The 26670-nt window shown below is 71.9% G+C and carries 24 protein-coding genes and 2 tRNA genes; 17 read left to right on the top strand and 9 right to left on the bottom strand.

Translation table 11 applies throughout. The annotated features are described in order from the left end of the window. Positions 1-3: 3 nt before the first annotated feature. Together ACPPVX_RS11860 and ACPPVX_RS11865 are read right to left on the bottom strand one after the other, a co-directional pair. Positions 4-726 (bottom strand): MBL fold metallo-hydrolase, encoded by a 723-nt coding sequence (locus ACPPVX_RS11860; RefSeq protein WP_426570765.1) that lies wholly within the window; start codon positions 724-726, stop codon positions 4-6. 49 nt (positions 727-775) lie between these two features. Continuing rightward, entirely contained in the window at positions 776-1579 is an 804-nt protein-coding gene (locus ACPPVX_RS11865; protein WP_426570766.1) for a PaaX family transcriptional regulator C-terminal domain-containing protein, read from the bottom strand. A gap of 26 nt (positions 1580-1605) precedes the next feature. Here ACPPVX_RS11865 and ACPPVX_RS11870 point away from each other — a divergent pair, with 26 nt between their 5' ends. From ACPPVX_RS11870 to ACPPVX_RS11880, 3 genes are read left to right on the top strand one after another with little or no spacing between them, the layout of a single operon-like run. Then, positions 1606-2643 carry a fatty acid desaturase family protein gene (locus tag ACPPVX_RS11870; RefSeq protein ID WP_426570767.1) on the top strand — a complete coding sequence of 346 codons (1038 nt, stop codon included), beginning with the start codon at positions 1606-1608 and terminating at the stop codon, positions 2641-2643. A gap of 39 nt (positions 2644-2682) precedes the next feature. Beyond that, positions 2683-4494 (top strand): DUF2207 family protein, encoded by a 1812-nt coding sequence (locus ACPPVX_RS11875; RefSeq protein ID WP_426570768.1) that lies wholly within the window; start codon positions 2683-2685, stop codon positions 4492-4494. Then, entirely contained in the window at positions 4491-5165 is a 675-nt protein-coding gene (locus tag ACPPVX_RS11880) for an HD domain-containing protein (RefSeq protein ID WP_426570769.1), read from the top strand. Before ACPPVX_RS11875 ends, ACPPVX_RS11880 begins: the two co-directional genes overlap by 4 nt. Positions 5166-5177: 12 nt before the next feature. Here ACPPVX_RS11880 and ACPPVX_RS11885 read toward each other — a convergent pair whose 3' ends face one another. From ACPPVX_RS11885 to larB, 4 genes are read right to left on the bottom strand one after another with little or no spacing between them, the layout of a single operon-like run. Then, positions 5178-5480 (bottom strand): DUF4031 domain-containing protein, encoded by a 303-nt coding sequence (locus tag ACPPVX_RS11885; RefSeq protein ID WP_426570770.1) that lies wholly within the window; start codon positions 5478-5480, stop codon positions 5178-5180. A gap of 4 nt (positions 5481-5484) precedes the next feature. Then, positions 5485-5934 (bottom strand): nuclear transport factor 2 family protein, encoded by a 450-nt coding sequence (locus ACPPVX_RS11890; RefSeq protein ID WP_426570771.1) that lies wholly within the window; start codon positions 5932-5934, stop codon positions 5485-5487. Between the two features lie 19 nt (positions 5935-5953). Then, positions 5954-7324, bottom strand: coding sequence for a nickel pincer cofactor biosynthesis protein LarC (gene larC / locus ACPPVX_RS11895; RefSeq protein ID WP_426570772.1), 1371 nt, complete (start codon positions 7322-7324; stop codon positions 5954-5956). Then, positions 7321-8112 (bottom strand): nickel pincer cofactor biosynthesis protein LarB, encoded by a 792-nt coding sequence (gene larB, locus ACPPVX_RS11900; RefSeq protein ID WP_426570773.1) that lies wholly within the window; start codon positions 8110-8112, stop codon positions 7321-7323. Before larB ends, larC begins: the two co-directional genes overlap by 4 nt. A gap of 19 nt (positions 8113-8131) precedes the next feature. Between larB and pheA the strand changes: the two genes are divergently transcribed. After that, positions 8132-9130: a prephenate dehydratase gene (gene pheA, locus ACPPVX_RS11905; protein ID WP_426570774.1), complete on the top strand. Its 999-nt coding sequence runs from the start codon at positions 8132-8134 to the stop codon at positions 9128-9130. An 8-nt stretch (positions 9131-9138) separates the two neighbouring features. Here the strand turns inward: pheA and ACPPVX_RS11910 are convergent, their stop codons facing one another. Beyond that, positions 9139-9693, bottom strand: coding sequence for a heme-binding beta-barrel domain-containing protein (locus ACPPVX_RS11910; protein ID WP_426570775.1), 555 nt, complete (start codon positions 9691-9693; stop codon positions 9139-9141). A 184-nt stretch (positions 9694-9877) separates the two neighbouring features. On the opposite strand from ACPPVX_RS11910, the gene ACPPVX_RS11915 reads away from it, so the two are divergent. The 7 genes from ACPPVX_RS11915 (at position 9878) to ACPPVX_RS11945 (ending at position 21205) form a co-directional block, all read left to right on the top strand. Continuing rightward, positions 9878-10537 (top strand): dihydrofolate reductase family protein, encoded by a 660-nt coding sequence (locus ACPPVX_RS11915; RefSeq protein ID WP_426570776.1) that lies wholly within the window; start codon positions 9878-9880, stop codon positions 10535-10537. Between the two features lie 270 nt (positions 10538-10807). Beyond that, the gene (locus tag ACPPVX_RS11920; protein WP_426570777.1) at positions 10808-11551 is read left to right on the top strand and encodes a hypothetical protein; all 744 of its coding nucleotides are present in this window, start codon (positions 10808-10810) and stop codon (positions 11549-11551) included. Positions 11552-11610: 59 nt separating this feature from the next. After that, entirely contained in the window at positions 11611-12702 is a 1092-nt protein-coding gene (locus ACPPVX_RS11925) for a lysyl oxidase family protein (RefSeq protein ID WP_426570778.1), read from the top strand. A gap of 423 nt (positions 12703-13125) precedes the next feature. Beyond that, entirely contained in the window at positions 13126-16491 is a 3366-nt protein-coding gene (locus ACPPVX_RS11930) for a SpaA isopeptide-forming pilin-related protein (RefSeq protein ID WP_426570779.1), read from the top strand. A 71-nt stretch (positions 16492-16562) separates the two neighbouring features. Beyond that, positions 16563-18137, top strand: coding sequence for a SpaH/EbpB family LPXTG-anchored major pilin (locus ACPPVX_RS11935; protein ID WP_426570780.1), 1575 nt, complete (start codon positions 16563-16565; stop codon positions 18135-18137). 66 nt (positions 18138-18203) lie between these two features. After that, a complete protein-coding gene (locus ACPPVX_RS11940) occupies positions 18204-20444 on the top strand; it encodes a class C sortase (RefSeq protein WP_426570781.1) in 2241 nt (746 codons plus the stop codon). Continuing rightward, positions 20441-21205, top strand: a complete 765-nt coding sequence (locus ACPPVX_RS11945) for a hypothetical protein (protein WP_426570782.1) — start codon at positions 20441-20443, stop codon at positions 21203-21205. The genes ACPPVX_RS11940 and ACPPVX_RS11945 overlap by 4 nt, the downstream gene beginning before the upstream one ends. Before the next feature lie 128 nt (positions 21206-21333). Here ACPPVX_RS11945 and ACPPVX_RS11950 read toward each other — a convergent pair. Beyond that, positions 21334-21421, bottom strand: a tRNA-Ser gene (locus tag ACPPVX_RS11950). A gap of 58 nt (positions 21422-21479) precedes the next feature. Here ACPPVX_RS11950 and ACPPVX_RS11955 point away from each other — a divergent pair. The 4 genes from ACPPVX_RS11955 (at position 21480) to ACPPVX_RS11970 (ending at position 24833) form a co-directional block, all read left to right on the top strand. Beyond that, positions 21480-21568: transfer RNA gene (locus tag ACPPVX_RS11955), tRNA-Ser, on the top strand. Between the two features lie 360 nt (positions 21569-21928). Further along, positions 21929-22396, top strand: a complete 468-nt coding sequence (locus tag ACPPVX_RS11960; RefSeq protein ID WP_426570783.1) for a transglycosylase SLT domain-containing protein — start codon at positions 21929-21931, stop codon at positions 22394-22396. A gap of 153 nt (positions 22397-22549) precedes the next feature. Next, the gene (locus tag ACPPVX_RS11965; RefSeq protein WP_426570784.1) at positions 22550-23365 is read left to right on the top strand and encodes an enoyl-CoA hydratase/isomerase family protein; all 816 of its coding nucleotides are present in this window, start codon (positions 22550-22552) and stop codon (positions 23363-23365) included. A 28-nt stretch (positions 23366-23393) separates the two neighbouring features. Then, positions 23394-24833: a DUF1254 domain-containing protein gene (locus tag ACPPVX_RS11970; RefSeq protein ID WP_426570785.1), complete on the top strand. Its 1440-nt coding sequence runs from the start codon at positions 23394-23396 to the stop codon at positions 24831-24833. Between the two features lie 21 nt (positions 24834-24854). On the opposite strand, the gene ACPPVX_RS11975 is transcribed toward ACPPVX_RS11970, so the two are convergent. Further along, positions 24855-25217, bottom strand: a complete 363-nt coding sequence (locus ACPPVX_RS11975) for an STAS/SEC14 domain-containing protein (RefSeq protein WP_426570786.1) — start codon at positions 25215-25217, stop codon at positions 24855-24857. A gap of 131 nt (positions 25218-25348) precedes the next feature. Between ACPPVX_RS11975 and ACPPVX_RS11980 the strand changes: the two genes are divergently transcribed. Together ACPPVX_RS11980 and ACPPVX_RS11985 are read left to right on the top strand one after the other, a co-directional pair. Further along, positions 25349-26071: a dienelactone hydrolase family protein gene (locus tag ACPPVX_RS11980; RefSeq protein ID WP_426570787.1), complete on the top strand. Its 723-nt coding sequence runs from the start codon at positions 25349-25351 to the stop codon at positions 26069-26071. Further along, positions 26068-26640, top strand: coding sequence for a histidine phosphatase family protein (locus ACPPVX_RS11985; protein ID WP_426570788.1), 573 nt, complete (start codon positions 26068-26070; stop codon positions 26638-26640). The genes ACPPVX_RS11980 and ACPPVX_RS11985 overlap by 4 nt, the downstream gene beginning before the upstream one ends. Positions 26641-26670 lie beyond the last annotated feature (30 nt).

Genomic DNA, 26670 nt, shown 5'->3' on the forward strand with positions numbered 1-26670 from the left:
GCCTCAGCTGAACATCATCATCCACTGCTCGAGGCTGTCGGGACGGAAGACCACGTTGCGCTGGCGCGTCTCGGCCATCGAGGCGGACGGCTTCTCGGAGTAGAGGTGTCCCGGGTAGAGCACGGCGTCGTCGGGCACCTGGGCCAAGCGCTGGGTGAGGCTCCGGTACATCTCCTCGGGGTCGCTGCCGGGGAGGTCGGTGCGCCCGCAGCCGTTGAGGAAGAGCGTGTCCCCCGAGACGAGCTTCTTGCCGTCGACGAGGAAGCACTGGCTGCCGGGCGTGTGGCCGGGCGTGTGGATCAGCGTGATCGGGATCTCGCCGACCATGACGGTGTCGCCGCTCGAGTGGCTCGCGAGGTGGTCGATCGGTACGCCGGTGCCCTTGTTGATCCACTCGGCCTCGGTGGCCTGCACGTGGATCGGCACCTGGACCAGCTCGAGGAGCTCGGCGATGCCCGTGATCTGGGCCATGCCGCCCAGCGAGCCGCCCACGTGATCGGCGTGGTAGTGGGTGGCGAGCGCGCCGGTGAGGCGCATGCCGTCGGCCTCGAGGATGTCGAGCATCGCCTGCGGGTCGTACGCCGGATCGATCACCACGGCCTCACCGGTCTCGCGGTCGCCGATCAGGTAGACGAAGTTGACCATCTGCTGGGCGACCGGGTCGTCCTCGGCGATGTCCATGCCGGCGAGGATCTGGCGGAAGTAGAGGCGGGGGGTGTCGGCCATGGCCGCATCGTAGGACCAGGCCGCGGCAGATCACCCCGGGTGGGGGCCCTCAGGTGCCGCCGCGGGCCCGGTGCCAGTCGCCGAGCACGGCCTTGAACGAGGCGTCGAACCGGCCCTGGGCGGAGCGCAGCTCATCGCCCGGCCAGGTGGCGGGCAGCAGCCGGGCGGGGAGCAGCGGGTCGGCCTGGAGGTGGCGGAGGACGGCGGCCGCCACGACGAACCCGTCAGCGAGCGCACTGCTGTCGTGGCGGTCGAGCCGGGTCTGGAGGGGGGTGAGCTCGGCGAGCAGCGCGCCGGCGTCGGCGGCCCAGCCCCCCAGGTCCCACAGGCGGGCGGTGACCGCGTGCTCGTCGGCGACGGTCCCCACCACGGCGATGGTCTGGTGGGCGGCCACGGCTTCTGCGGCGGCCAGCGCGCCCGGCGGCAGGTTGTCGGGGCGCAGCCACACGCCGTCGCGCAGCTCGCCGTAGCGCAGGGTGGTCATCGCCCGGCGGAGGTCGGTGCGCTGCGCGGCCGACCGGGCCTCGCCCGGCACGATCGCGGTGCGCCAGGTGCCGTTCCAGCGCGCCCGTGCCCCGGATCGGGAGAGGTCCTGGCGGGCCTGGCGCTGGAGCAGGTGGCCGGCCAGGCGGTAGCCGTCGGCCGTGGGCTCCAGCTCTCCGGCCGCGACCATCCGGGAGATGGCCACGCGCGCGGTGCCCGGGGTGACTCCGAGCAGCTCGGCTCCGCCCACGAGCGCCCGCGCCGAGAGCTCGGGCGGGTTGAGCCCGAGCAGCGTGGAGGCGAGGACCGAACGGGCGGTCAGCCGGCGCCGGCCACCGGCGACGGGTCGGGTGTTACGTGTGGACGCCATCTGGTGGCTGAATGTAACATGGGTCCATGACCGCTCCCGCCAACGAGACCGACGGCGCCGCCCCCGCCCGCCGGGCGCGCGTGCTGGCGACGGGCGGCATGGTCCCGCCGGTCTCGGCGCTGCCCGACGTGCTGCCCACCGACCGCCTCTCGGCCACCGGCAAGGCCCTCCCCGAGGTGCGCGAGCCGCTGCGGCGCATCGCCAGCTGGCGCAACGCCGGCACCGTGGCCTGGCTCTGGATCACGATCATCGCCCTGTTCGCCATCGCCACATCGATCGACGCCGTGTGGGCCTACGCCGCCGTGTTCGTGCTGATGGGCCCGATGTTCGCCCGCCTGGCGATCCTCGGCCACGAGGCGGCGCACCGGCTCCTCTTCCGCAACCGCACCGCCAACGACCTCGTCGGCCGGTGGCTGCTCGACTACCCGGCGTTCGTCCCGTTCGACGTCTACCGCCGGTCGCACTTCGCGCACCACAAGGACGAGTTCGGTCCCGGTGAGCCCGACATCCCGCTCTACTCCGGGTACCCGGTGCCGGCCTCGTCGTGGCGCCGCAAGCTGTTCCGCGACGCCGTCGGCATCTCGGGCTGGAAGAACCTCAAGCCGCTGTTCACCTCGCTGCGCTCGCCCCTCGGCCGCCCGTTCGCCGTGCGCATCCTCGGCACGCAGCTGGTGCTGTGGGCGGTGCTGTGGGCGGCCACCGGCAACTGGTGGGTGTACCCCCTCCTGTGGCTCGGCCCGTGGCTGACCGTGTGGCGGGTGCTCAACCGCCTGCGAGCCATCGCCGAGCACGGCGGGATGGAGCGCAGCAAGGACCGGCGCCGGACCACCCACCACGTCCGCCAGAGCTGGGGCGCACGGAACTGGATCGTGCCGTACAACACCGGTTGGCACCTGGCCCACCACGTCGACATGGGCATCCCGTGGCGCAACCTGCCGGCGTTCCACCGCGAGCTGGTCGCCTCGGGCTGGGTCACCACCGAGTACGTGTACCCGAACTACCGCACGTTCTGGAAGGCCTGCGCCTCCGCCACCGACGCGCCGGCGGCTCCCGCTCCCACCTGATCCCGCTGGGGGCCGCCCTCGCCCGGTCACACTGGTGGGGTGCTGCGCCCCGTGAAGCTCTGGTCCCACCTGGCCGTCGTCGCCTCGATCCTGGTGGTCGGGCTCCTCGCCCTGCTGGGGCTGATCGGCGAGAACGCCCACCCCGAGCGCATCGAGCACCTCCAGGTCGTGGTCTCCGCGGCCGGAGACGACGGGGTCCGCATCACCGAGACCATCGACCAGGACTTCGGCACCAAGCAGCGCCACGGCCCTCAGCTGGTGGTGCCGAACGACTTCGGCACGCCCACCGATGTCACCGCGTCGTCGCCCGATGCTCCCGACGCCGTGCACGTGGCGCCGGCCCCGTTCGACGCCCCGGTCCAGGGCACCCAGATCCGCGTCGGCGATCCCGACACCACGGTCACCGGCCAGCACCGCTACGTGATCTCCTACACGCTGCCCAACGCCCGCTTCGCCTCGACGACGTTCGCCCTCGACGCCGTGGGCGCCGACTCCGACATCCCGATCAACGACGTCACGGTGGTGTTCGACGGCATCTCGCTCGACCAGCCGACCTGCGTCACGGGCAAGCAGGGGTCCACCACCGCCTGCACCTTCGAGCCGGGTGCACCGCTGCGCGTCCACGTCGAACGGCTCGCGGCCCACGAGGGGATCACCATCGGCGGTGAGGTCACCGCGTGGGGGCCGGGTGAGACGGTCGCGTCCCCGCCGCTGCCCGACCGGCGCGAGCGCCACGCCGGGCTCGTGGCGCTGTGGACCATGGCGCTCGGCGCGGTCGCGGCGGGCGCGGTGTACGTCTGGTCGGCGCGCAAGGGCGGCAACGACGTCGTCGGCACCGGTCCGGCCGAGGCCGCCCACGGCGTGGTGCCCGGCGCGGCCACCGCGGGCGCGGCCGCCGCCCCAACCCACCGGGTGAGCGACGCCGAGCTGGCCGAGATGACCACCATCGAGTTCGCTCCGCCCAAGGGCATCGTGCCGTGGCAGGGCGCGGTGGTGGCCAGCGAGCAGCTCGACGACGGCACCGTGACGGCCTGGTTCTCGGGCGCGGTGGCCGACGACCTGCTCACCATCGAGGAGAACGACGGGCACCCGCGGCTCAGCCGCGGGCCCAGGGCCAACAGCGCCGATCCGGTCACCGCGGGGGTCCTCGACCAGCTGTTCGGCAACCGCGAGGTGGTCGACCTCGACAGCTACGACGCCCAGTTCGCGTCGGCCTGGACCAAGGTCGAGGAGCTGCAGGACGACTGGGTGCAGGCATCGGGCTGGTGGTGGTCGGGGACGCCCAAGCGCGGGGCCGGCCACCCCGGCGGCTGCAGCGCCTTCCTGGTGCTCCTCCTCGTCGGCGTGCCCCTGGTCCTGCTCGGCTTCTTCCTGCTGGGCCTCTTCGGGGCGGTCGGCGGGATCGTCACCGGCATCGTCGTGGGCATCGGGCTGCCCGCGCTGGTGGCCCGGGTGGCGTACGCGCCGCTGCGCCCGGGCCGCACGGCCAACGGGTCGGCCTACGCCTTGCAGGTGGAGTCGTTCCGCCGGTTCCTGGTGGAGAGCGAGGGCCAGTACGTCGAGTGGGCGTGGAAGAACGGCCTCATCCGGCAGTACTCGGCGTGGGCGGTGGCGCTCGACGCGGCCGACGCCTGGCAGGGGGCCATGGAGCGCGCCGGGGTGCCGCAGCAGGAGATCCAGGCCAGCAGCCCGCTCATGGTCGGGGCCATGGCCCACTCGTTCACCTCGTCGCACGTCGTGCCGGCGCCGGCGAGCACGGGCGGGTTCTCCTCGGGTGGGTTCTCGTCGGGCGGGTTCTCCGGCGGCAGCGTCGGCGGCGGCGGTGGCGGCGGGAGCCACGGATCCTGGTGAGCGCCGCGTTCTCGCCCGCCGATCTCGCTCGTCTCATCGGTGGGCGGGGCGTCGGGGCCCGGGACGTGGCCGCCGACCTGGTGGCCCGCCACGCCGAGCCCCACCGCCGCTACCACACGGCCGAGCACGTCGAGGAGGTGCTGGCCGAGGCGGCGCGGCTGGCGAGCACGGCGCCGGTCGATGGCGATGGCGATGGCGACGGTGGCGGCCCGGCGGTCGGCTTGGCGGTCCGCTTCCACGACGCCGTCTACGACGTGCGCGCCGAGGCCGGTGCCTCGGAGGCGGCCAGCGCTGAGCTGGCGGTGGCGCAGCTGGTGGCCTGTGGGCGCTCGGCCTCCGATCCCCTGGTCGTGGAGGTCGACCGGCTGATCCGCCTCACCGCCGGGCACGAGGTGGCGCCGGGCGACCGGTCCGGCGCGCTGCTCGTCGACGCCGACCTGTGGATCCTGTCGTCACCCGTCGGGCGCTACGACCGGTACGCCACCGACGTGCGCGCCGAGTACGCCCACGTGCCCGACGACCTGTGGGTGGTGGGCCGCAGCGGGGTGCTCCGCCGGTTCCTCGACGACGTGGACCGGCTGTACGGGTTCGGGCCCGGGCCCGACCGCGTCGAGCGCCGGGCGAGGGCCCGGGCCAACCTCACCCGCGAGCTGGCTTCGCTCGAGGCCTGATCTCCTGGGGCCTCACGGCTCAGTCGCGTGATCCCTGGGGGGTCCGGTCGTCCGGTCGGGACGCGGGGCGCGTCGCCGCAGGCCGGAGGCCCGGAGGCGGCGGACGATCTCGCGCGAGTCGACGACCGTGGCGCCGGCCGCGACCGCGTCGGCCCACCACGCGTCGGGCAGGTCGTAGTGGTCGCGGTGGAACGCTCGGGCGGGCAGCCCGAGCCCGATGGCGAAGCGATGGAGCTCGTCGAACGACGTGTCGCTCACCAGGTGGGCGAAGCGCCGGCCGTGCGCCGGCCAGATCGGCTGGTCGACCAGGATCACGCGGTCAGCCCTGGTCGGCGAACCGGCTGCCGGGTGCATAGCCCGTCACCCGGACGGTGCGCCGGGCGAAGCGCCAGTGGCCATCGGTGGCATCCATGACGACGTCGTCGCGGTAGCGGCCCCAGTGATCGGCGCCGGCGTCGGTGTAGACGCAGAAGTACGAGCGGACCGTGGCCGAGGTGGGGTCGTTCATGGTGATGAGCACGCTCGACACGTGGTGGTTCACCGGGCTCGGGGTATCGCCGGTGGCGGCCACGCGGGCGGCCACGGCATCGAGCTCCGCGGTGATGGTGGCCCGGCCCTCCCAGGCGCCGCCGGGGACGCCGGCATCGAGCACACCCTCGGCGGTGAAGCAGCCGGCCAGCTCGGCGCTGCGCCCCGTGTCGCCGGCCCACGTGTACCGGCCGAGCAGGTCGCGGATCCCCTCCCGGGCGATCAGCTCGGTGCGCTCCATCTCCCTGGTCACGTTGCGCTCACGCCGGGTCGTCCTCGTGTCGGTCGGTGGGATCGGGCCGCTCCGCCACCTCGTGCAGGCCCGAGTCGTAGGTGGGGTGGTTGTGCCCGTGGTCGTGCCCGTGGTCGTGCCCGTGGTCACTGTCGTGATCGTGATCGTGGTCGTGGGGTTGGTCGTGGCCGCGCTCGGGGTCGTCGACCTGCTCGGCCAGGTGCAGCGCGGTCGGGGCGTCGCCGTGGTCGCGCCACTCCTGCTCGGCCGCGCGCATCACCTCGCGCACCGGGCGCCCGGTGAGCTTGGCGACCGTGACGGCGTCGTCGAACTCGGCCTTCACGCGGCCGGGGCTGACCTTCACCCGCACGGACAGGTCGTCGACGAGGACCCGGCCCTGGTGCCGGGGGGCCGGCCAGCGTTCGATGGTGCTGCCGCGCACCCCGAGCGTGCCGGTCTCGGCGGTGAGCACGGCGGTGACCTGCGCGGTGAGCGCCGGATCGACCAGGGCGTGCACCGTGTGCGCCGGGCGGCCCTTCTTCATGACGATCGGGGTGATCCAGGCGTCGTGGGCGCCCGCTCCGAGCACCGCGGCGAGGGCGTGGGCGAGCACCTCGCCGGTGGCGTCGTCGACGTTGGCCTCCAGCAGGACGACCGGCTGGCCGCCGGTGCTGGGCTTGTCGACGGCCTGGCCGATGACCACCTGGGTGAGGTTGGGCCGGTCGGGCAGCTCGCGGCTGCCGGCGCCGAAGCCCGACCGTTCGACGGTCATGGGGGGCAGGGCCCCGAAGCTGGTGGCCAGCGCCGCCATGAGGGCAGCGCCGGTGGGCGTGGTGAGCTCGACGGACAGGTCGATGCCGCGGGTGGGGATGCCCTGCAGCAGCTCCACCACCGCGGGGGCAGGGTTGGGGATGATCCCGTGGGCGGCGCGCACCATGCCCAGGCCCACGGCGATGGGCGACGCCGCGATCGTGTCGATCTCGAGGAGCTCGAGCGCGGCGCACGTGCCGACCACGTCGACGATGGCGTCGATGCCGCCCACCTCGTGGAAGTGCACCTGGTCGGGCGGGCGGCGGTGGAGGCGGCCCTCGGCGGCGGCCAGCACCGTGAAGACGGCGGCGGCGCGCTGCTGGACCCGTTCGGGGAGGCGGGCCTCTGCCACCAGGCCTTGGATGTGCGAGGCGGTGCGCACGACCGTGCTCTCGTGGACGTGCACGTGGACCTTGGTGCCGGCGATGCCCCCGCGCAGGACGGGCTCGGCTTCGAGGTCCCAGCCCGACACGGGAAGGCGGCGCAGCACCTCGCGCACCTCGTCGATGTCGGCACCGGCGTCGACGAGCGAGCCGAGGGCCATGTCGCCCGCCACGCCCGAGAAGCAGTGGAACCAGGCGGTGCTCACCGGTGGAGCTCCTGGTGCTCGGCGTCGGCCGCGGCGCGCACGCGGCCCGGCGTGAGCAGGAGGCGGGTCACCGCGCACGCGGCGCCGTAGCCGTTGTCGATGCCGACCACCGAGATGCCGGCAGCGCACGATGCCAGCATGCCGAGCAGTGCGGTCACGCCCTGCAGCCCGGCGCCGTACCCGACGCTGGTGGGCACGGCCACGACCGGCGCGCCGGTGAGGCCACCGATCACGCTGGCCAGCGCCCCTTCCATGCCGGCCACCACGACGACCGCGTGGGCGTCGGCCAGCTCGTTGGTGTGCTCGAGCAGGCGGTGGATGCCGGCCACCCCCACATCGGTGAGGCGGCGCGGGACGAACCCGTGGGCGGTGAGGGTGGCGGCGCACTCGTCGGCGACGGGCAGGTCGGCGGTGCCGGCGGTGAGGAGCAGCACGCGCTCGGGTCGCGGCGGTGCCGGCCGCCACACCACGGTGGTGCCGCACACGGTGGCACCCGGGTTGGCGTCGGTCGCGGCCGCCACCTGCGCGGCGTCGGCCCTGGTCAGCACCACCGAGGCCGTGTCGGAACGAGCCAGGAGCTCGGCCACGATGCGAGCGGCCTGGTCGGGTGTCTTGCCCGGTCCGTAGACGGCTTCGCCCATGCCCTGGCGGACGTGGCGGTGGTGGTCGACCCGTGCGAACCCGAGGTCGGTGTACGGCAGGTGGCGGAGCTCGGCGACGGCGTCGTCGGGGGAGACCGCGCCGTCGCGGACCTCTTGCAGCAATCGCCGGATGGTGCCCTCGTCCACACCCCTATCCTGCACGGTCGTGAACGATCCGGCGCAGCCAACCCCTCTGTCCGCCCCCGCTGCTCCTGTGCGCATCGGGTTCCTCGGGCCGCGCGGCACCTTCACCGAGCAGGCGCTGCTCACCCAGCCCGACTACGCCACCGCCGAGCTGGTGCCCTATCCCACGATGGCCGACGTGCTGCGCGCCACCGAGACCGGTGAGGTGGAGCTGGGCTTCGTCGCCATCGAGAACTCCATCGAGGGCACGGTCAACGTCACCTCTGACACGCTCGCGTTCGACGTCGACGTGATGATCCAGCGCGAGGTGGTCATCCCCATCCAGCAGCACCTGATGTCGGTGCCCGGGTCGGTCCTGAGCGGCATCGAGGAGGTGGTGTCCATCCCGCACGCCACCGCCCAGGCCCGCCAGTTCCTGTTCCAGGAGCTGCCGACGGTGCGCACCACCGCCGCCAACTCCACCGCCGAGGCCGCCCGCCTGGTGGCCGAGGCCGGCAACCCCAAGGTGGCGGCCATCGGCAACGAGCTGGCCGCGTCGATCTACGACCTCGAGATCCTGGCCCGCGACATCGAGGACCACCCCGAGAACGAGACGCGCTTCGTGGCGGTGGCCCCCACCGTGGTGCCGGCGCCCACCGGCCACGACAAGACGTCGCTCGTGGTGTTCCAGCACGAGGATGCGCCGGGGAGCCTGCTCGCCATCCTCCAGCAGTTCGCGGCCCGGTCGATCAACCTCACCAACCTGCAGTCGCGCCCCACCAAGAAGGGGCTCGGCGACTACTGCTTCCTGATCGACCTCGAGGGCCACGTGGCCGACGACGTCGTCGCCGATTGCCTCAAGGTGCTCCGCGCCATCGGCCACGAGGTGAAGTTCCTCGGCTCGTACCCGGCGGCCGGCGAGCACGGTGCTGCCGTGCGCGAGGCCGCCGACGGCGCCACGCGAGACGCCGAGGTGTGGCTGGCCGAGATCCGCGGCCGCATCGTGGGCTCGCCCGAGACGCGCCTGGAGCGCCGCCGGTAGGAGATCCGTCAGGCGGTGCGGGTGAGCGTGTTGCCGTCGGAGTGGGAGAACGGCTCGCCGAACTCGGCCATCTTCAGCATCGTGACCTCGGAGTACGACCACGTGTCGTCGCCGTTCACCGTGATGGTGCTGGTGTAGGCGACCGAGCTCGCGTTGGCGCCCAGGTAGGCGTTCTCGGAGATGCCGTAGCGGGGGCTGCCCAGCTCGGCGGTGAGGTCGAACGTGGTGGCGTCGGGGGCCACGCCGATGGCGCCCGCCAGCACCGTGATGCCGCGGGGCACGACGAAGCCGCGGAGGATCTCACCGGCAGCGGCGTCCCAGAGCCAGTACCCGACCTCGGTGTGGAACGGGTTCTCCTCGTCGTCGCGCCACATGGCGGTCTTGTAGTCGAGGCCGTACAGGCTCTGGCTGCCGTTGTCGACGGGCCCGAACGGCTTCATCGTCACCTTCTCCAGGTACGGCGTGTCGAGCACCGCGTTCTTGGCGTGCGAGTAGGCCCGGTCGAGACCGCCCTCGCCCGCCCATTCACCGATCAGACCTTCGAGGGGACCCCATGCGCTCATGGCGACAAGGTAGCGGGGTGAGCACGCACCGCTGACCACCGTCTCCCCCCTGACCTGCGGTTCCGGCGCGATGGCGCTCATGCACGCCGCGTTCGGCGGGAAGCGGCTGCGCCCATCGATCAGTTCGGCGACGATGGACCGTCAGACCGGTCGGAGCATCCACCGAACAACAGGAGCAGTCACCGTGCGGATCGTCGTCAGCGAGTTCATGAGCCTCGACGGAGTCGTCCAGGCACCGGGAGGGCCTGAGGAGGACACCGATGGGGGCTTCGCCCACGGCGGCTGGTCGCTGCCGCACTTCGATCCGGAGGTGATGGGAGGCGCCATCGGGGCCAAGTTCGCCACGGTCGAGGCCCTGCTGTTCGGGCGCCGCACGTTCGCGGGCATGGCGGCGGCGTGGCCCGAGCGCGCCGGCGACCCCTTCGCCGACCAGATGAACGCCATCGAGAAGCACGTCGTCACCAGCACCCTCACCGCCGACGACATCACCTGGACCAACTCCAGCGTCATCCCCGGCGCCGGCGCGCTCGAGGCCATCGGGGCCCTGCGGGCCCGGGACGGGGGCGACCTCGCGGTGATGGGCAGCGTGACCCTGGTGCGCAGCCTGATCGAGGCCGGCCTCGTCGACGAGCTCAACCTCATGATCGAGCCCGTGGTCCTGGGCGGCGGCAAGCGGATCTTCACCGACGACGGCGTCGGCCGGACGTTCGAGCTGGTCGACTCGCAGGTCGCCGGCACCGGCGTGCTCATCTGCACCTACCGCCCGATCGCCGCCTCCGTCGCCACCGGGCACAGCGACGAGCTGTACCAGGACCCCAGCGCGCCCCCGGTCTCACCTACCTGACCGCGCTCGACCGGCGGGGATCCACGCGCGGCCCCGCCCCATGACCGAGCCCGGTGCTCGCGATCCCCGCGACCGAGCTTCGCCGCTCGACGGCGCCCGCGCTACTGCCTCCCCTGAGTTGTGCCGTCCCCGATTCGATGGGCACCCTCCGCCCCTCGCACCTCGGATCCGGCCCGCCCTTCGGCCAAGGTCCCGACCGAGGTTCTGGTCGTGCGTCATCTTCGGCCGTCGCCGACGTTCATCTACTCGGGCAAGGGCAGGAGGTGGATCGTGCAGTCTCGAAGTGATGAGAAGGAGGGCCCGGGCATCATCGGTCGCTGGGAGCAGTTGGCGATGGACCGGCATCGCCGCGATCGGAAGGACTGGCGCAGCCGCCAGGTCCGCGCGCTCGTGGCGGCGGTGGCGAGCGGCGATCAGCTCGAGCGGGCGGCGGACTCCTACGGGCGGAGCCGCTGCGAGGCCGGGTGGCTGCTGTCGGAGGTCCTCGACGACATCGAGGACCTGCTGACCACGGTGGCAGGGTTCTCGGAGGAGGGGGCTCGGTGGCAGCTGATCCGAGCGGCCGTCGCCGGCTGGTCCGAGCAGGTGGTGTCGAGCGTGATCGCCGCTCCGTTCCGGGATGCGATCACCGGGCTGCCCACCATCGGCCACCTGATCCTTGCCGCCGAGGTGCTGTACCAGCGCTCCCCGGCCGTTCCGATCCCCGCTTCCCACAGCCTCCTGCTCGTGAAGGTGCGCAGCCGCAACGGTCTCGTCCGGGCTCGTCTCCTCATGGAGCTGTCCGCTCGGGTGTGCGATCCCTCGGGGGCGGCGCGGGTCGTGGTGGCGCTCGACAACGTGGGGATCGTCGCGCTCGTCGAGAACTCCGCCTCCGACTACGCGTGGGCGATGACGATCGCCGACGGCGACGACCTCAGCGTGAGCATCGAGCCCATGCCCCCGGGGATCGAGGAGCTGGAGGCTCGACTTGCCGGCCAGCTCGTTCACGCTCGCGGCCTCGGGGGGCCGTTGTGAGGAGCCGATCGAAGCCGGCGGTCCGGTCGAACCATCGCCTGGCGGTCCGAGCGGGGATCGTGGCGGGGATCGTGATGGGTCTGGTGGCTGCCGGCATCGTGGTCGTCGCCACCAGACCCGACGGAGCGCAGACGGCGGCACCCGATGTCGCGCGCCCGGCCGCCACGGGCATCTCCGGGTACCTCTTCCAAGATCGCAATCGCAACGGCGCTCACGACGAGGACGAGGTGGTCCTCCCGAAGTGGACGGTGCGGGTCTACTCGACGGGTCCGTTGCCGCTCAGCCAGGTCGTGACGGACGATCGGGGGGTGTTCTCGATCCCGCGCATCGACGACCTCACCCCGGGCGAGACCACGGCCGAGCTCCGGGTGCAGCCGGTCATGGAGGGGCCGGCGGCCATCGACATGCCCGACCCGAGTGGCCTGTCGCAGTCGTTCACCGTCTCCCTCGGTCACCGAGCCGCGGTCGCCGTCGCGTCGTTCCGCCCGTGCCTCGACCAGGTCCAGTGCTCCGGGCTGGAGCTGCCGGATCTGGTGCCCCAGCTCACCACGTCGGGCGACGACTATCCCGCTCCGACCGACACCCGTGTCGATACCACGACCAGGCCCGGTCGGGTGCTGCTCCGGTTCGCCAGCTCGACCGCCAACCTCGGCGGCGTCCTCCACGTGGTGGGAGTTCACACCGAGCCCGGGGCACCGAGCCAGCTGATCCAGCAGCGCGTGTACGGCCGCTCGGAGGTGCTGGTCCACGATGCGGGCCGGTTCGTCTACCACCCGACCCACCACCACTTCCACATGGAGGGGTTCGAGCGCTACGAGCTGCTCTCTGCCGACAAGTCGACCGTCCTGCGCACCAGTGGAAAGGTCAGCTTCTGCCTGACCGACATCCTTGCGATGCACCCTCCGGCCCGGCGAGATGGTGACGTGTTCCTCGACCTCCCCCCGCTCGAGTGCGGGACGAAGGAACAGGGCATCAACACCGGCTTCGCCGACTACTACGGGCGTGAGCTTCCCGACCAGTGGCTCGACGTCACGGGGGTCCGATCAGGGCGGTACTGGGTCCGCTTCACGGTCGATCCCGAGCACCACCTCCTCGAGTCCGACACGACGAACAACACCGTGGCCTTCCCCGTCGATCTCCAGGTGCCCTGACGCCCGGCCCGTTGGTGCAAGCCGGACGTGTGGTGCGCCTTCGCGGTCGGCGCATCACGGAGGGTGCGATGCCTGGAGCGGCGCCCACGTTGAGCGGGTCGTTCGGCCTATTTCGGGCGCGGACGCGTCATCGCCGTCGATCGGGCGGCGTTGAACAACCCGCAGCATCGCTTGGGGTCCCCACATCTTCCGGGGCTCCGGCGACGACGGTGAGCGAAGCGCTCGTGCTGCCGGGAGCAGGAGACGCAGATGCAAACACCATGGAACACCCGACTGGGGCACGGAGCCCAGCCCGAGGGTGCGACGCGCTCACCCCGACGGTGGCGCCGGTCGGCCGGCGCAGCGGCACTGGTGCTGGGCGCGCTGATGGTTGGTCTCGTGGCCCCGGAGCTCGGCGTGACCCCGGCTGCGGAGGCGGCTCCCGTGAGCGGGGTCGTGAACACCTACCAGAAGGTCTCGGCGGTGTCGGGCACCACGGTCACGGTGGCGGGGGCCACGCGAGGTGCTGCCAACCCGTTCGCTGTCGGCGACCACGTGATGTTGGTCCAGATGACGGGTGTGGCACCGGTGCAGACCGGCTCCAACATGGGCAACTACGACAACACGACCATCACCGCCATCTCCGGCTCCAACATCACCCTGGCGGCCGTCGCCCGCACCTACAGCCCGGCCGCCGAGATGGTGCAGCTGGTGCGTGCGTACTACGCGACCGGGACCACCACGGTCAGCGCCACCCTCACGGCCGCGCCGTGGAACGGCACGACCGGCGGCGTCGTCGCGCTCCAGGGCGACGATCTCGTGCTCAGCGCCAACATCGATGCGAGCGCAACGGGGTTCACCAGTGCAAACCAGCCGACGGCCGCCATGACCACGAGCCTCTCATCTGGCAGCGGCTCGACCACCGGACGTGGCTCCAAGGGTGGCGAGTGGAGCAACCCACCCACCTCGGCGCTCGGCGACCACGGCCTCGGTGGTGCGGGGGGCGGCGGCCTCGGCGGGGGCGGCGGGGTCAACCCCGCCACCGGCCTGGGATCGGGCGGAGGTCGCGGCGGAGCCGGCCAGACCACCTATTCCGATCCGTGGGGGTTCGGCGTCGCCGCGCCCGGCAGCAACGGTGGGAATGCGTTCTGGCCGCCGCAACATGCCGACTACGGCTACGGCGGCGCTCAGGGCCCGGCCGGCGGTGGAGGCGGGGTCATCGGTGGTGGTGGTGGTGGCGGTGGCGGCGGCACCGGCGACACGACGGGCAGCGGCGGCGGCGGCGGTGGAACCGACGGTGGTGGTGGCGGCGGGGAGCTCCGTCCCGTCGCAACGCAACCGACGATGCCCACGTCCGCCTCGGCCGGTGGCGGTGGCCCGCTCGGCGTCGGCAACGGTGGCGACGGTCTCCCCGGTAGTCCCAAGACCGCCACGGACAGCAACCACGAGGGCAGCGCCGGCGCCGGTGGCGGTTCGTACGGCGGCGGCGGCGGTGCCCCCTCGAACTTCTCCGGCGCTGACGATTCCATCGGTGGCGGCGGCGGTGGGAGCTGGACCGGCGGCGGTGCTGGCGGCGTCGGCGGAGTCAACCTGAACGCGCCGAGCTTGCGCTATCCCTCGGGTGGCGCAGGCAACGTGGCGGTCGCCGGGGCGATCCCGGACTCGGCGCACTACCTGAACAGCACCAATCCGCGCCTGATGATGGGTGGCGCCGGCGGCGTTGGCTCACAGGACGCAGGATCCAGCCCAGGTGGTGCCGGCGGCGGCATCGTGTTCATCGACTTCAAGACGATCAGTGGTGGGAGCGCCATCCGCTCCGACGGTGGGGCGGGGGCGACGCCGGCTGGTGGTGGCGGCCACTCCGGCTCGGGTGGTGGCGGCGGCGGTCAGATGCGCATCCGCGCCTACACGATCAGCGCCCCCCTCGTTCTCGGAGCGAAGGGCGGCGTGGGCGGCACCCCGACGGCGAACACGTTCCACGCCGGCGCATCCGGCGCCGGCGGTGGCGCGGGCGGGATCTGGCTCGAGGTGGCAGGGGCTTCGGCCTCGTGCCCCGCGGCCGCCGTGCCGAACGTGACCTTCCAGCTCACCGGTGGAAACGGTGGACCGTCGATCACCAACCCGAAGAACGGCTACCCGACCGGAACCGGTGGTGCCGGCGGCAGCGGCCTGGCCTGCGTGACGCCGAACAACCCCCCTCCGAAGCTCACGTTGGTGAAGGCGCTCGGTGGGGCGCGCGTCGGCAGCGCCGACCAGTTCCGGATGGAGATCCGTCAGGGAAGCGTGAACGGCACCGTGGTGGGATCGACGGGCTCGTCGACCACGACAGGCTCGGGCTCGGGCATCACCCCGGGGACCGGGACGACCACGATCGACCCAGCGACCGCCGCCACCACCTACTACCTCGTCGAGGTGGGCACCGGCGGCGCCGACCTCGCTCAGTACGACGTGACCATCAGCTGCGTGGACACGGCCGGCGTGATGGCCGGTCCGTTCCCTCAGGGCGGGGTGACCGGCACCGTCGCGGCGCCCGGCTCCGCGCCGTGGACCCCGTCTGGCTACGCCCTCACCCCCGTCGTCGGTGCCGCCATCGTGTGCACCTTGACGAACAGCCCGAAGGCCGCGGTGCTGACCTACGCGAAGACGTCGGTCCCCGCCGCCGGTACGGCGGTGCAGGCCGGCGACACGGTGACGTACTCGGTCACGGTCTCGAACGCCACGGGCACTGCGGCCACCACCGGGACGGTCACCGACAACATGAGCGGGGTCGTCGACGGGGCGGACCTGACCACGGCCCCCACCTTGGCGTGCTCGCCCACGGCCAACACGTGCGGGGCGCTGAGCTACACGCCAGGAGCATCGTCGTTCGTGTGGCATGCCACGTCCGCCGACCCGATGGCTGCCAACACGGTGGCCACCATCACCTACTCGGTGCGGGTGACGGCCACGGCCACGGGCCGGCTGCACAACGTGCTCGTCGAGCCGAACATCTCGGTCGACCACCCGATCATCGACTCCGGCAAGGTCGTCGACAAGGGCGACGGAACGGTGGTCGACCCCGGTGACACGCTCACCTACACCGTCAACATCGAGAACACGGGCACGGTCGACAGCCTCCCGTTCTCGCGGTTCGACGACCTGACCGACGTCGTGGACAAGGCCGACTTCCTTCCCGGCTCGATCGCCATCGTCCCCGCCGGACGCGGCGCGGCGGCCTACGACGCGGCCACGAAGCACCTGACGTGGACCGGCTCGCTCCAGGGCGGTCAATCGGTCCAGGTGTCGTACCAGGTCAAGGTCAAGGCCGACGCCCACGGAACACTTCGGAACCACTTCATCGACACCACGGTCGTGAACCCGGTCTCGGCAGGGCTCAAGTGGCGCAAGGTCGATACCAGCGGTGGTCCCCTGGCGGGCGCCGAGTGGACGCTGACGGCGGTCGACGGAAGCGGGCAGCCCACGGGTCCCACCATGAACGTCCCCGACTGCCGCGGCATCCCCTGCGCCGGGCGGGACACGGACCCGGTCGGTGGCCAGTTCCTGGTGGTGGGCCTCGCCCCGGGGAGCTACCGGCTGATCGAGACCAAGGCCCCCGTGGGCTACGTCCTGAACCCGTCACCGATCTCGATCGTGGTCGCAACCAGCACGCAGATCACGGTGGGCCCGGACGTCACGAACGACCGGCAACACGCCCCGACGCTTCCACTCGCTGGCGGCATCGGCTCCGACGACTTCCGGTTCGGCGGATTCGGGATCCTCGCCATCGCGGTGGGACTCGCCGCCTGGCAACGCCGACGGCGAGCGCTCTAAGTCCCGTCCGACTCCCAGTCGGGCACACGACCTCCCGCCGCACCGTGCGGCGACGCAGGAAAGGAAGAGAAATGACCCCATTCCACAAAAAGCTTCGACGAGGGACGCTGGTCCTCTCGGCGATGCTCGTGCTCGGCGCGATCGGGCCCGGGGTTGCAGCCAACGCTGCGGCGATCGACCCGACCCAGACCGGGTCCATCATCATCCACAAGTACGAGAACCCGGGAGACGGGAACCAGAACCCGTCGGGTACCGGGACGAACCCCTCCACCAACCCCATCGCGGGCGTGCAGTTCGAGTACTGCGGGATCAACGGCGTCGACATCCTCGACGGCACCAACGCCGGCTGGGACGCCATCAACGCCATCACCCCCACCCAGCTGGCGGCTGCGCAGACCGGCTCGACCGTTGCTGGCCACAACCTGGTCAACTGCCAGACGGTGACCACCGACGCCACCGGCACGGCGACCACACCCGACCTGCCCCTCGGTCCGTACTTCGTGCGGGAGATCGCGGCCCCGCCCCAGGTCATCGACCGGGCGACGCCGTTCATCGTCACGCTGCCGACCCCCGGTGACGGCGCCACTCCCGGCGCTGACTGGGTGTACGACGTGAACGTCTACCCCAAGAACACCGTGGCCGAAGGGCCTCGCAAGAACATCGTGCGCCAGCCCACCAACGGTGTCGCCCTCGGTGCGCCCATCACCTACCAGGTGACGGTGAAGATCCCGGCCCTGGCCACCGGCCAGACGTACGACAAGTTCGTCATGACCGACACCCTCGACACCAAGCTCGACCCCAACACCGATCTCACGAAGATCATCGTGAAGGCCGGCACCACCACGTTCGTCCAGGGCACCGACTACACACCGGTGTGGACCGGCCAGACGCTCACCGCCACCTTCACCGCCGCAGGCCGGGCCAAGCTCGTCGCCGGCCAGAACGTGGTCCTCGAGTTCGAGGCAAAGGCCAACGCCAACGGGGTCATCGACAACCAGGCGTTCGTCAACCTGAACGACTTCGTCCTCACCCCCGGCCAGCCCAACGGCCCCGGCGGTTCGCCCACCAACGTCGTGACCACCCGCTGGGGCGGCCTCGTCGTGAAGAAGGTCTCGGCATCGAGCGCCGCTAACCCGCTCGAGGGTGCCGTGTTCCAGATCTACATGGGCACCACCGACCAGGCCGGCTGCAAGGCCGACATCGCCAACCTGACCCGGGTCACGGTGCCGACTGGCACCGGTCCTCTGGAGGTCACCTCCGGCGCCGATGGCGCCGTCGTGGTCCCCGGTCTCTGGGTCGGTGACACCGAGCTCGAGGTTGCTGCTGACGGCACGGTCACCAACGTGTCGGCCCCCGGCCACGACTTCACGCAGCGCTGCTACGTGCTGAAGGAGACCAAGGCCCCGTCGGGCTACGTGCTCCCCACCGGTGCCGCTGCCCTCACCGAGGTCCTGCTCCACTCGGGCTCCAACGGCACCGTCGCCGTGCCCGCCCTCGACATCGAGAACACGGTGCAGGTCGCCCCGCTCCTCCCGATGACGGGCGCCGCGGGCATCCTCACGCTGACCGGCCTCGGTCTCGTGTTGGTCTCCGTGGGCGGCGCCATGGTGGTCAGCCGCCGTCGGGACCGGCTCACCGCCGCCTGACCCGACCCGCACCGCGTGTGGGGTGGGCGGCTTCGGTTGCCCACCCCACATGAGTCCGCCGTCCCCATGACCGTGTTGACCTCCCCCGCAACCACCCTCGACGAGAGACCCGAGGCCCGCCCGAGCGGCGCACGAGCTCGGCGGTGGAAGGCCACGCCCCTCCTCGTGGCCACCACCCTCTTGTCGTTCCTCGGCGCGACGACGCTGGTCTACTCGCCGACCGCTCAGTGGTTCTCACGCCTCAACCAGGCGGCCGTCGTCGACCGCTACCAGCGAGAGGTCGACCACGCCGACCCGACGGCGAAGACCCAGCTTCGCCGGGCCGCGGCCTACAACGCGGCGCTCTCGGCGGGAGCGCTGATCGCCGCCAGGACCAACGTCCCCACCGGTGCCGGCACGCTGTCCGACGATCGCTACGACTACTGGAAGCAGCTCGACACCGAGTCCGGCGTCATGGCGCGGATCCAGATCCCTTCGATCGACGTCGACCTCCCGATCTACCACGGGACGAGCCAGGCAACCCTGCTCAAGGGGGCCGGTCACCTCCAGGGCACCTCGCTCCCCATCGGGGGGAAGGGCACGCATGCCGTCATCACCGGTCACCGCGGCTTGGCCCAAGCCACGATGTTCACCCACCTCGACAAGCTGCAGCGGGGTGATCGCTTCACGATCACGACGTTCGACCGCGTGATCACCTACGAGGTCATCCGGAAGAAGGTGGTCGATCCGGATGACACCACCACCATCCGCCAAGAGGAGGGGAAGGACCTCGTCACGCTGGTCACCTGCACCCCGCTCGGCATCAACTCGCACCGCATGCTGGTCACCGGGGAGCGGGTGACGCCCACGCCCGCACGCGATCTCGCGGCGGCGCGATCCGGTCCGGGCGATGCTCCGTTCCCTTGGTTCGCGGTGGCGTACGCGGTCGCGCTCATCGGCATCGTCGCATACGCCGCCTGGGCTGGGAAGAGGCCCTCCGTCACCAACGCTTCCGATGGGGGTAGCGCGGCGCCTGCCCGTCCGGGGCGTCGAGGCCTGCTCGCCACGCGGCCGTGGCGCCGTCGGTCCGTGCCGTTCACCGCCGCCCGAACTTCGCAGGCGTCCTCTCCGTTCGACGCCGACACCGATGAGGTGACGGGGTTGCCGACTCGTGATGGCCTGATCGCGGCCATCGGCGAGGAGCCCTCGGGGTCGCATCGAAACGGGCTCTCGGTCCTGTTCCTGCAGGTCGACGGCATCCGCGAGACCGACAAGCGAACGAGGCGGGACGGGAGCGATGAGGTGCTTCGCCAGGTGGCGGATCGCCTCGTGGCGAACGTCGCCGCCATCGATCACGTCACCCTCCCGTCACCGGCGACGTTCGCCGTGGTTCGAGCCGAGGCCGATGGGGCTCGCGAGTGGGCTGGGCGCGTGGTGGCCGAGGCGACCAGCCCCGTCATGCTCGCGGCGCGTTCGCTCGGGCTGTCGTGGGCGGCGGTGCTCGTCACCACGGACGGGTTCCACCAGGATCCAGTCGCTCTGGCCCTCGAGGCGGAGCGGACCGCCGAGGAGCGGTTTCCGGTGGGGGTCGGTCGGGTCGAGGAGGCCCACCTCGGCCTCTCGGCCGTCGATGACCCGGACGAGGCCGATCTGATCCCGCGGGACGCCACCGACCCCGTGATCGAGGCCGAGCCCGTGATCGTGGCCGAGCCCGTGATCGTGGCCGAGCCCGTGATCGTGGCCGAGCCCGTGATCGTGGCCGAGCCCGTGATCGTGGCCGAGCCCGTGATCGTCGCTGTCGCCGACCCCGACGCCGACCTCGTTGCTGGCGCCGTCGCTGACCCCGACGATCACGCCGACCCCGTTGCTGACACCGAGGCCGACGCCGAGGATCGGCCCCTCATCGGTTCAGCGGCGTTGGCGACGGTCGCCGTCCCGAGACCATCCGACGCAACCGCAGCCGGAGGAGATGCCGCGATGCCGGTGCTCCCGCCGGCTGCTCCGCCGCCCCCTCGCACGGGCTCGCCGAGCATCGACCTCACGGTTCCGGAGGCTCCGGTGCCAGTGCCAGGTCCCGCGGTGCCGGTGATCTCGCCGACCGCCCCCCTTCCCCGTCGCAAGGGCTCGCGGACCGTCGACGTTGCGGTGCCGGTCGACCCAGGGCCTCCGGACGTCGGGGTGCCAGCGCCAGTTCCCGCTGCGCCCGGTCGGGCCGCATCCGACCTGACGTCCTTGCTCGACATCAGCGACGACGAGTTCCTGGCCGAGCTCCGTCTGATCCGCTCCCGATCCCCCATGCCCTCGCGCGAGGAGACCGATACCCCATGACTCGTTCTGCGGAAGAGATGCCCCGCCGGGGATTCACCTTGGTGGCGCATGGCTATGACCCCGACGAGGTGCAGGCCTACCTCCGGGAGGTCGCGGCAGACCCAGGGCGGAGCGTCGACGCCGCCGTCGCGACCGGGGGCCGATGGCGTGACGCCGGCGACGCGGTCGCGCGCGTCCTCGAGGCTGCTCAGATCGAAGCCGCTGGTCTCGTCGAGGCGGCCGAGGCGGTCGCGGTGGAGATCCGCAGCAACCTCCGGATGGAAGCAGCCAAGGTGCGGGCCGACGCCGACCAACAGGCCTTTGCCGCCCGCGCCGAGGCGGAGCTCCTGGAGAAGGCACGTCGAAGGGACGCGGAGGCAGCGCTCATCGACACCGAGGCGGAGCTGGCCGCCGTCGTCGAACAGCTGCTGTTCACGCGCTTGGAGGCGGAACGCCTCGAGTCGGACGCCATCGACCGTGCTTCGGCGATCCTGAAGGCCGCAGAGGTCCAGGCGCGGACGATCGGCGCGGACCAGCTGGCCCAGGCCCGCGTCCGCCTCGATCGGATCCGGGCGGCCGAGGCTGAGGCGGCCGCCCGGCTGGGCCGCTTGCGGGACTTGGTCGCGAAGTCGTTGGACACGTTCGCCGAAGAGCCCGCCGATGCTCACGACGACGAGGAGCTGGTGATCGACCTGTCCGACCCTCGACCCCCCGAGGACCCACCCATCGCGACCGACCCCGTCCCCGGGTCTGGTCACGGGTCGGACCCGGCTGCGGGGTGACGGCCAGAGCTGCGGCGGTCCCCGGGAAGCCGGCGCCACGTCCCCAGGGCGGCCACCTTCGGCCACCGGATCTCCGGGGCTCCAGGGGCGGGACCCTTGCCGGGCAGGGGCTGGCCGGCGCGGGCGCTTGGCGGAGCGGGAGGGATTCGAACCCTCGAACCCTTGCGGGTCGCCGGTTTTCAAGACCGGTGCATTCGTCCGCTCTGCCACCGCTCCGCTCGGCATCGTAGGCGGACGGTTGGTGCTGGGCTGTGTACGATCTGCGGCGCAACACGGAGAGGTGCCGGAGTCTGGTTGAACGGGCTTCCCTGCTAAGGAAGTGACGAGGTAACTCGTCCGTGGGTTCAAATCCCACCCTCTCCGCCGAAGACCGGGCTCGAGCCCGGCGCACCCACCGCCCGCCCTTCCGGCGGGCGGTGGCGCGTCCAGCCGCCGATCCCCCCCGACCGCCCGATCGACGCCGATGCGGTGACCCGTCGGCTGGTCATCAGCGCGGGGACCGGTCTGTGAACGCTGGAGGTCGAATGTCACGAACAGGGGGTCCGTGTTGCATTTCCGTTACGGATGCGACAGTCTGTCGTCCGACCGATAGCCCGTCGCTGGCGATGAATCCGGGTACCCCCGGCATTCCGCCTCCAGCACGCTCCCGCCGGCCTCGTGCTGATGGGAAGCGGCCACCCACCGAGGTGGGGCCGGGTCCGCCGATCCAGGAGCAAACCCATCGTGACCAGCCCCGCCCACACCACTTCTGCCGACACCTCGGTGCCGGAGAAGAAGGTGCGCCGGAGCCGCAAGGCCATCAGCCTCTCGATCGGCCTCGTCGCCGTCGTGGGCATCGCCTTCGCCACCACAGCCTGCACGCCCCAGTTGGTGGCCAAGGACGCCATCTCCCAGGAGTGGGGCTCCAAGAACGCCGCGTGTGCAGAGAAGATCGCCCAGCGCGAATCCGGCCTCGACGCCACGGCCGTGAACACGTCGAGCGGCGCCACTGGCCTGTTCCAGCTGATGCCCCTCCACAAGGCGTGGATCAAGTCCGACCTCGGCTACGACTGGTCCGAGATGAAGGACCCGTACAAGAACGCCGAAGCCGCCAAGCTGCTGTCGGCCAAGAGCTACGCCGCCTACAAGGACGGTTGGGCGCCCTGGCGCACCACCGGCAAGGCCATCCAGGGCGGCGGCTGCCCCGCCTGATCCGGCCGCACCGATCGATCGCACGACCCGCCTTCGGGCGGGTCGTGTGCGTTTTGCGCCTCGACGCCGCGGCGACCCGAGTGGCGGGAGCGCGCCCCGCCGACCAACATGGCGCCACGATCTGACGGAGCGTCAGATGTCGAGGAGGACACGTTGAGCGACCCCACCGAACCGCAGGCCCCGTCGGTGCTGATCGACGACGAGGCCCGCGTCCGCACCATCACCCTCAATCGGCCCGAGGCGCTCAACGCGTGCAACGAGGCGCTGTACGACGCCCTCACCGAGGGCCTGCTCGACGCCGCCCAAGACCCGGGCGTGGCCGTCGTGCTGCTCACCGGCGCCGGCCGCGCGTTCTGCGCCGGCACCGACCTGGTGGAGATGGCGTCGCGGGTGATGGACCCCGACGGGTTCCAGGAGGGCAAGCACGGGTTCCTCGGGCTCATCGACGCGCTCACCGCGTTCCCCAAGCCGCTGGTCATCGCGGTGAACGGCATCGGCCTCGGGATCGGCGCCACCATCTTGGGCTTCGCCGACCTGGCCTTCATGAGCACCACCGCCAAGCTCAAGTGCCCGTTCACGAGCCTGGCCGTTGCGCCCGAGGCGGCGTCGAGCTTCCTGCTCCCGCGGCTGATCGGGCGCCAGAACGCCACGTGGATGCTGCTCAGCTCCGAGTGGGTCGGCGCGACCGAGGCCCACGAGATGGGCCTGGTCTGGAAGCTGGCCGAGCCCGACGAGCTCATGGCCCTGGCCCGGAGCCACGCGGAGCACCTGGCGTCGATGCCCATCTCCAGCCTGGTGGCCTGCAAGCGCACCATCACCGAACCGCTCCGCCCCGAGATCGAGGCGGCGCGGGAGCGGGAGAACCAGGCGTTCATCGAGCTGCTCGGCGGGCCCGCCAACCTCGAGGCGTTCGCGGCGTTCGCCGAGGGCCGCAAGCCCGACTTCGCCAACCTCCCTGACGGGGCCTGAGCCGGCCGGAGCTGGCACCATCGTCCTGATGGACGATCCGGACCAGACCACGATGGTCGGCGCCCTCGGTCGGCGGCGCTTCCTGCTGGGGGTCAGCGCCGCGTCCGGTGCGATCGCGCTCGGCGGCCTGGCCGCGTGCAGCAGCGACGACAGCTCCTCGAGCGATGGATCGGACGAGGCGCGAGCCGGCCTCACCACCACGACCGCGGCGGTGGCGACCGATCCGCTGGAGGAGGCCTTCTACGCCGGCGTGCCGCTGGTCGTCACCATGCGGACGCTGCAGGACTTCGGGGGGCTGGTGGGCATCAACCACCTGTTCGCCACCAGGTCGCTCTCGAACGCCGACTCGAAGTTCATCGTCGCCCCCAACCACGACACGCTCTACGCCATCGCCGTGCTCGACCTCGACGCCGGCCCGCAGGTGCTCACCCTGCCCGACATCCCCGACCGCTACCACGTGCTCCAGATCCTCGACGCCTGGATGGGCGGCGTCGCCCTGCTGGGCACGCGGGCCACGGGCGGCAAGGCCGGCACGTGGGTCGTGGCCCGCAAGGGCGACCAGGTCGACCTCCCCGCGGGCGCCACCCGCGTCGACAGCCCCACGCGCCACGCGTTCATCCTCGGCCGGGTGCGAGCCACCGAGGCCGACGTGGACCAGGCCGCCCAGGTGGCGGCGTCGATCAAGATGACGCCGCTGAACCCGCCCACCGGTGCGGCACCCTCCCTGCCCAAGCCGATCGGCCCGCCCCAGGAGGTGGGCCGCAACGGCGCCGAGTTCTACGACGAGCTCAGCGGGATGCTCGCCTCCGACGGGCCCGTGACCGTCGATCAGAAGCAGGCGCTGGCGGCCGTCGACGATCTCGTCGGACGGGGGAAGACCCCCACCACCGATCATCCCGACCAGGTGCCCGCCATGACCGCGGCGGTGACCGCTGGACTGAAGGGCCTCTCCGACTCGGTGGCATCGACGGGAGACACGGTCGACGGGTGGGCGATCAACCTCGACCTGGGCAAGAGCGGCGACGAGCTCGGACTGCGCCAGCAGGCGGTCATCGCCCGGTACTTCTGGGGGCCGGTCCCGGCGGAGGAGGCGGTCTACCCGCGGGCGGTCACCGCGTCGGACGGCAAGCCGCTCGACGGGTCGAAGCGCTACCGGATCCACCTCGCCGGCGACGACCTGCCCCCGGTCGACGGGTTCTGGTCGTTCACGGTCTACGGCCGCGACCTCTACTTCTACCCGAACGAGATCGACCGCTACTCGCTGTCGGGCGAGACCCCCGGGCTGGTGCGGTCGGCCGACGGGAGCGTCGACATCGAGCTGAGCCACACCAGGCCCGGCGATGCCGACGTGAACTGGCTGCCGGTGCCGGATGGCCCGTTCACGCTGGTCATGCGGCTGTACCTGCCGCAGAAGCCGATCCTCGAGGGGACGTGGTCGTGCCCGCCGATCGAGGTGGTCTCGAGGTGACCCGGGCTCTAGCCCGCGCCGTCAATCGTCGGCCGCCGCCCACGCGATGGCGTCGGCCCTGTCCGCCACCGAGAAGTGCTTCATGGCGCCAGGGGTCATCCAGCCGAACATCGCCGTCAGGTGCTGCATCCACTCGATGTCGGTGACCAGCGCGATGCGCTTCCACCCGGTGAGGTGCTCGACGCCCATCTTGAGGTCCTCCCAGTAGGCACCGGCGCTGAGGCCGTCCCACTCGTCGAACACCAGCACCACGCGCACGCCGCCGGCCTTGGCGGCCGCCTCGACGGCGGGCAGCAGGGTGCTGATGTAGTCGTCCGAGTGGAGCTTCCCCTTGCCCTCGAAGCCGATGACGCCTTCAGGCAGGTCGGTCAGGGGTACGAGCATGGCGGTTCTCCTCGGTCGGGGTGCGGAGCCGGTGCGTGGGCTGGTGCCCATGGTGGCCGATCGGTGGTGCCGCTGCTCGGGGACCGCCCGCTGCGATCGTCCGTCCGACGCAGGTCTGTGAGACTCGGCCCATGATCGAGCGAGAGATCACCGTGACCACGCCCGATGGCGACATGCCGACGTTCGTCTTCCACCCCGAGCACGGCGGCCCGCACCCCGTCGTCCTCTACCTGATGGACGCGCCATCGGTCCGGCCGGCGCTGCGGGACATGGCGTCGCGCCTCGCCACCGCCGGGTACTACGTGATGCTCCCGTACCTGTACTACCGGGGCGGGCCCTACCGGGAGTTCGGCCTGAGCGACGAGGACATGCACGCCCGGGGCGACCTCATGGGCACCATCACCCCCACCAACATCGTCCCCGACGCCGAGGCCCTGCTGGCGGCCGCGGCCGGAGACCCGGCCGCCCGAGACGGCCGGGTCGGGGCCGTCGGGTTCTGCATGAGCGGCGGGCTGGCCGTGGCGCTGGCCCGGTCCCTCCCCGACCGCGTGGCCGCGGCCGCGTCGATCCACGGCGCCTGGCTGGTCCGCGACACGACCGACTCGCCCCACCTCGGGCTCGATGCGGTGACCGCCGAGCTCCACTTCGCCTGGTGCGACCCCGACCCCACGGCCCCGGCTGACCAGCGCGAGGAGGTCCTCGACGCGCTGCTCGCTGCGGGCACCACGTTCACCATCGATGTGGAGACCGGGGCCCAGCACGGCTTCGCCCCGGCCGGCCCCCGGTACGACCGCGCCGCGTCCGAGCGCCACTGGGAGCGCGTGCACTCGCTGCTGCGCCGCACCCTCTCGTGATCTACCTGGTCCGCCACGGCGAGACCGAGTGGAGCGTCGAGCGCCGCCACACCGGTCGCACCGACGTGCCCCTCACCGAGCGGGGGCGCGCCGAGGCCGCCGCGCTCGCCCCCGTGCTGGGAAAGCTCCACGCCGACCGGGTGCTGACCAGTCCGCTCAGCCGGGCGCGAGACACGTGCGCGCTGGCCGGCTTCGGCGATCGGGCCGAGGTCGACGACCGGCTGGTGGAGTGGGACTACGGCCAGGCCGAGGGCCGGACCACCGCAGAGATCCGCGTCGACGATCCCGCCTGGTCGATCTGGACCCACCCCATGGCGGGGGCCGAGGCGCTGGAGTCGGTGGCCACCCGCGTCGACCAGGTCATCGCCGGCCTGGGTGATCCCCAACAGGTCACGTTGATCTTCGCCCACGCCCACCTCCTTCGGATCCTGGGCGCGCGGTGGTGCGGGCAGCCGGCCCTGTTCGGCTCCAACCTGGTGCTCGACCCGGCCAGCGTGAGCGTGCTGTCGTTCGAGCGCGAGGTGCCCGTCATCGAGCGCTGGAACGTGGTGGCCGACGCCATCTCCTGACGCCGGTCGCCGCGGCCCGCCTCCCACGCT

Source organism: Aquihabitans sp. McL0605, from assembly GCF_049993875.1.
Taxonomy (GTDB): Bacteria; Actinomycetota; Acidimicrobiia; order Acidimicrobiales; family Iamiaceae; genus Aquihabitans.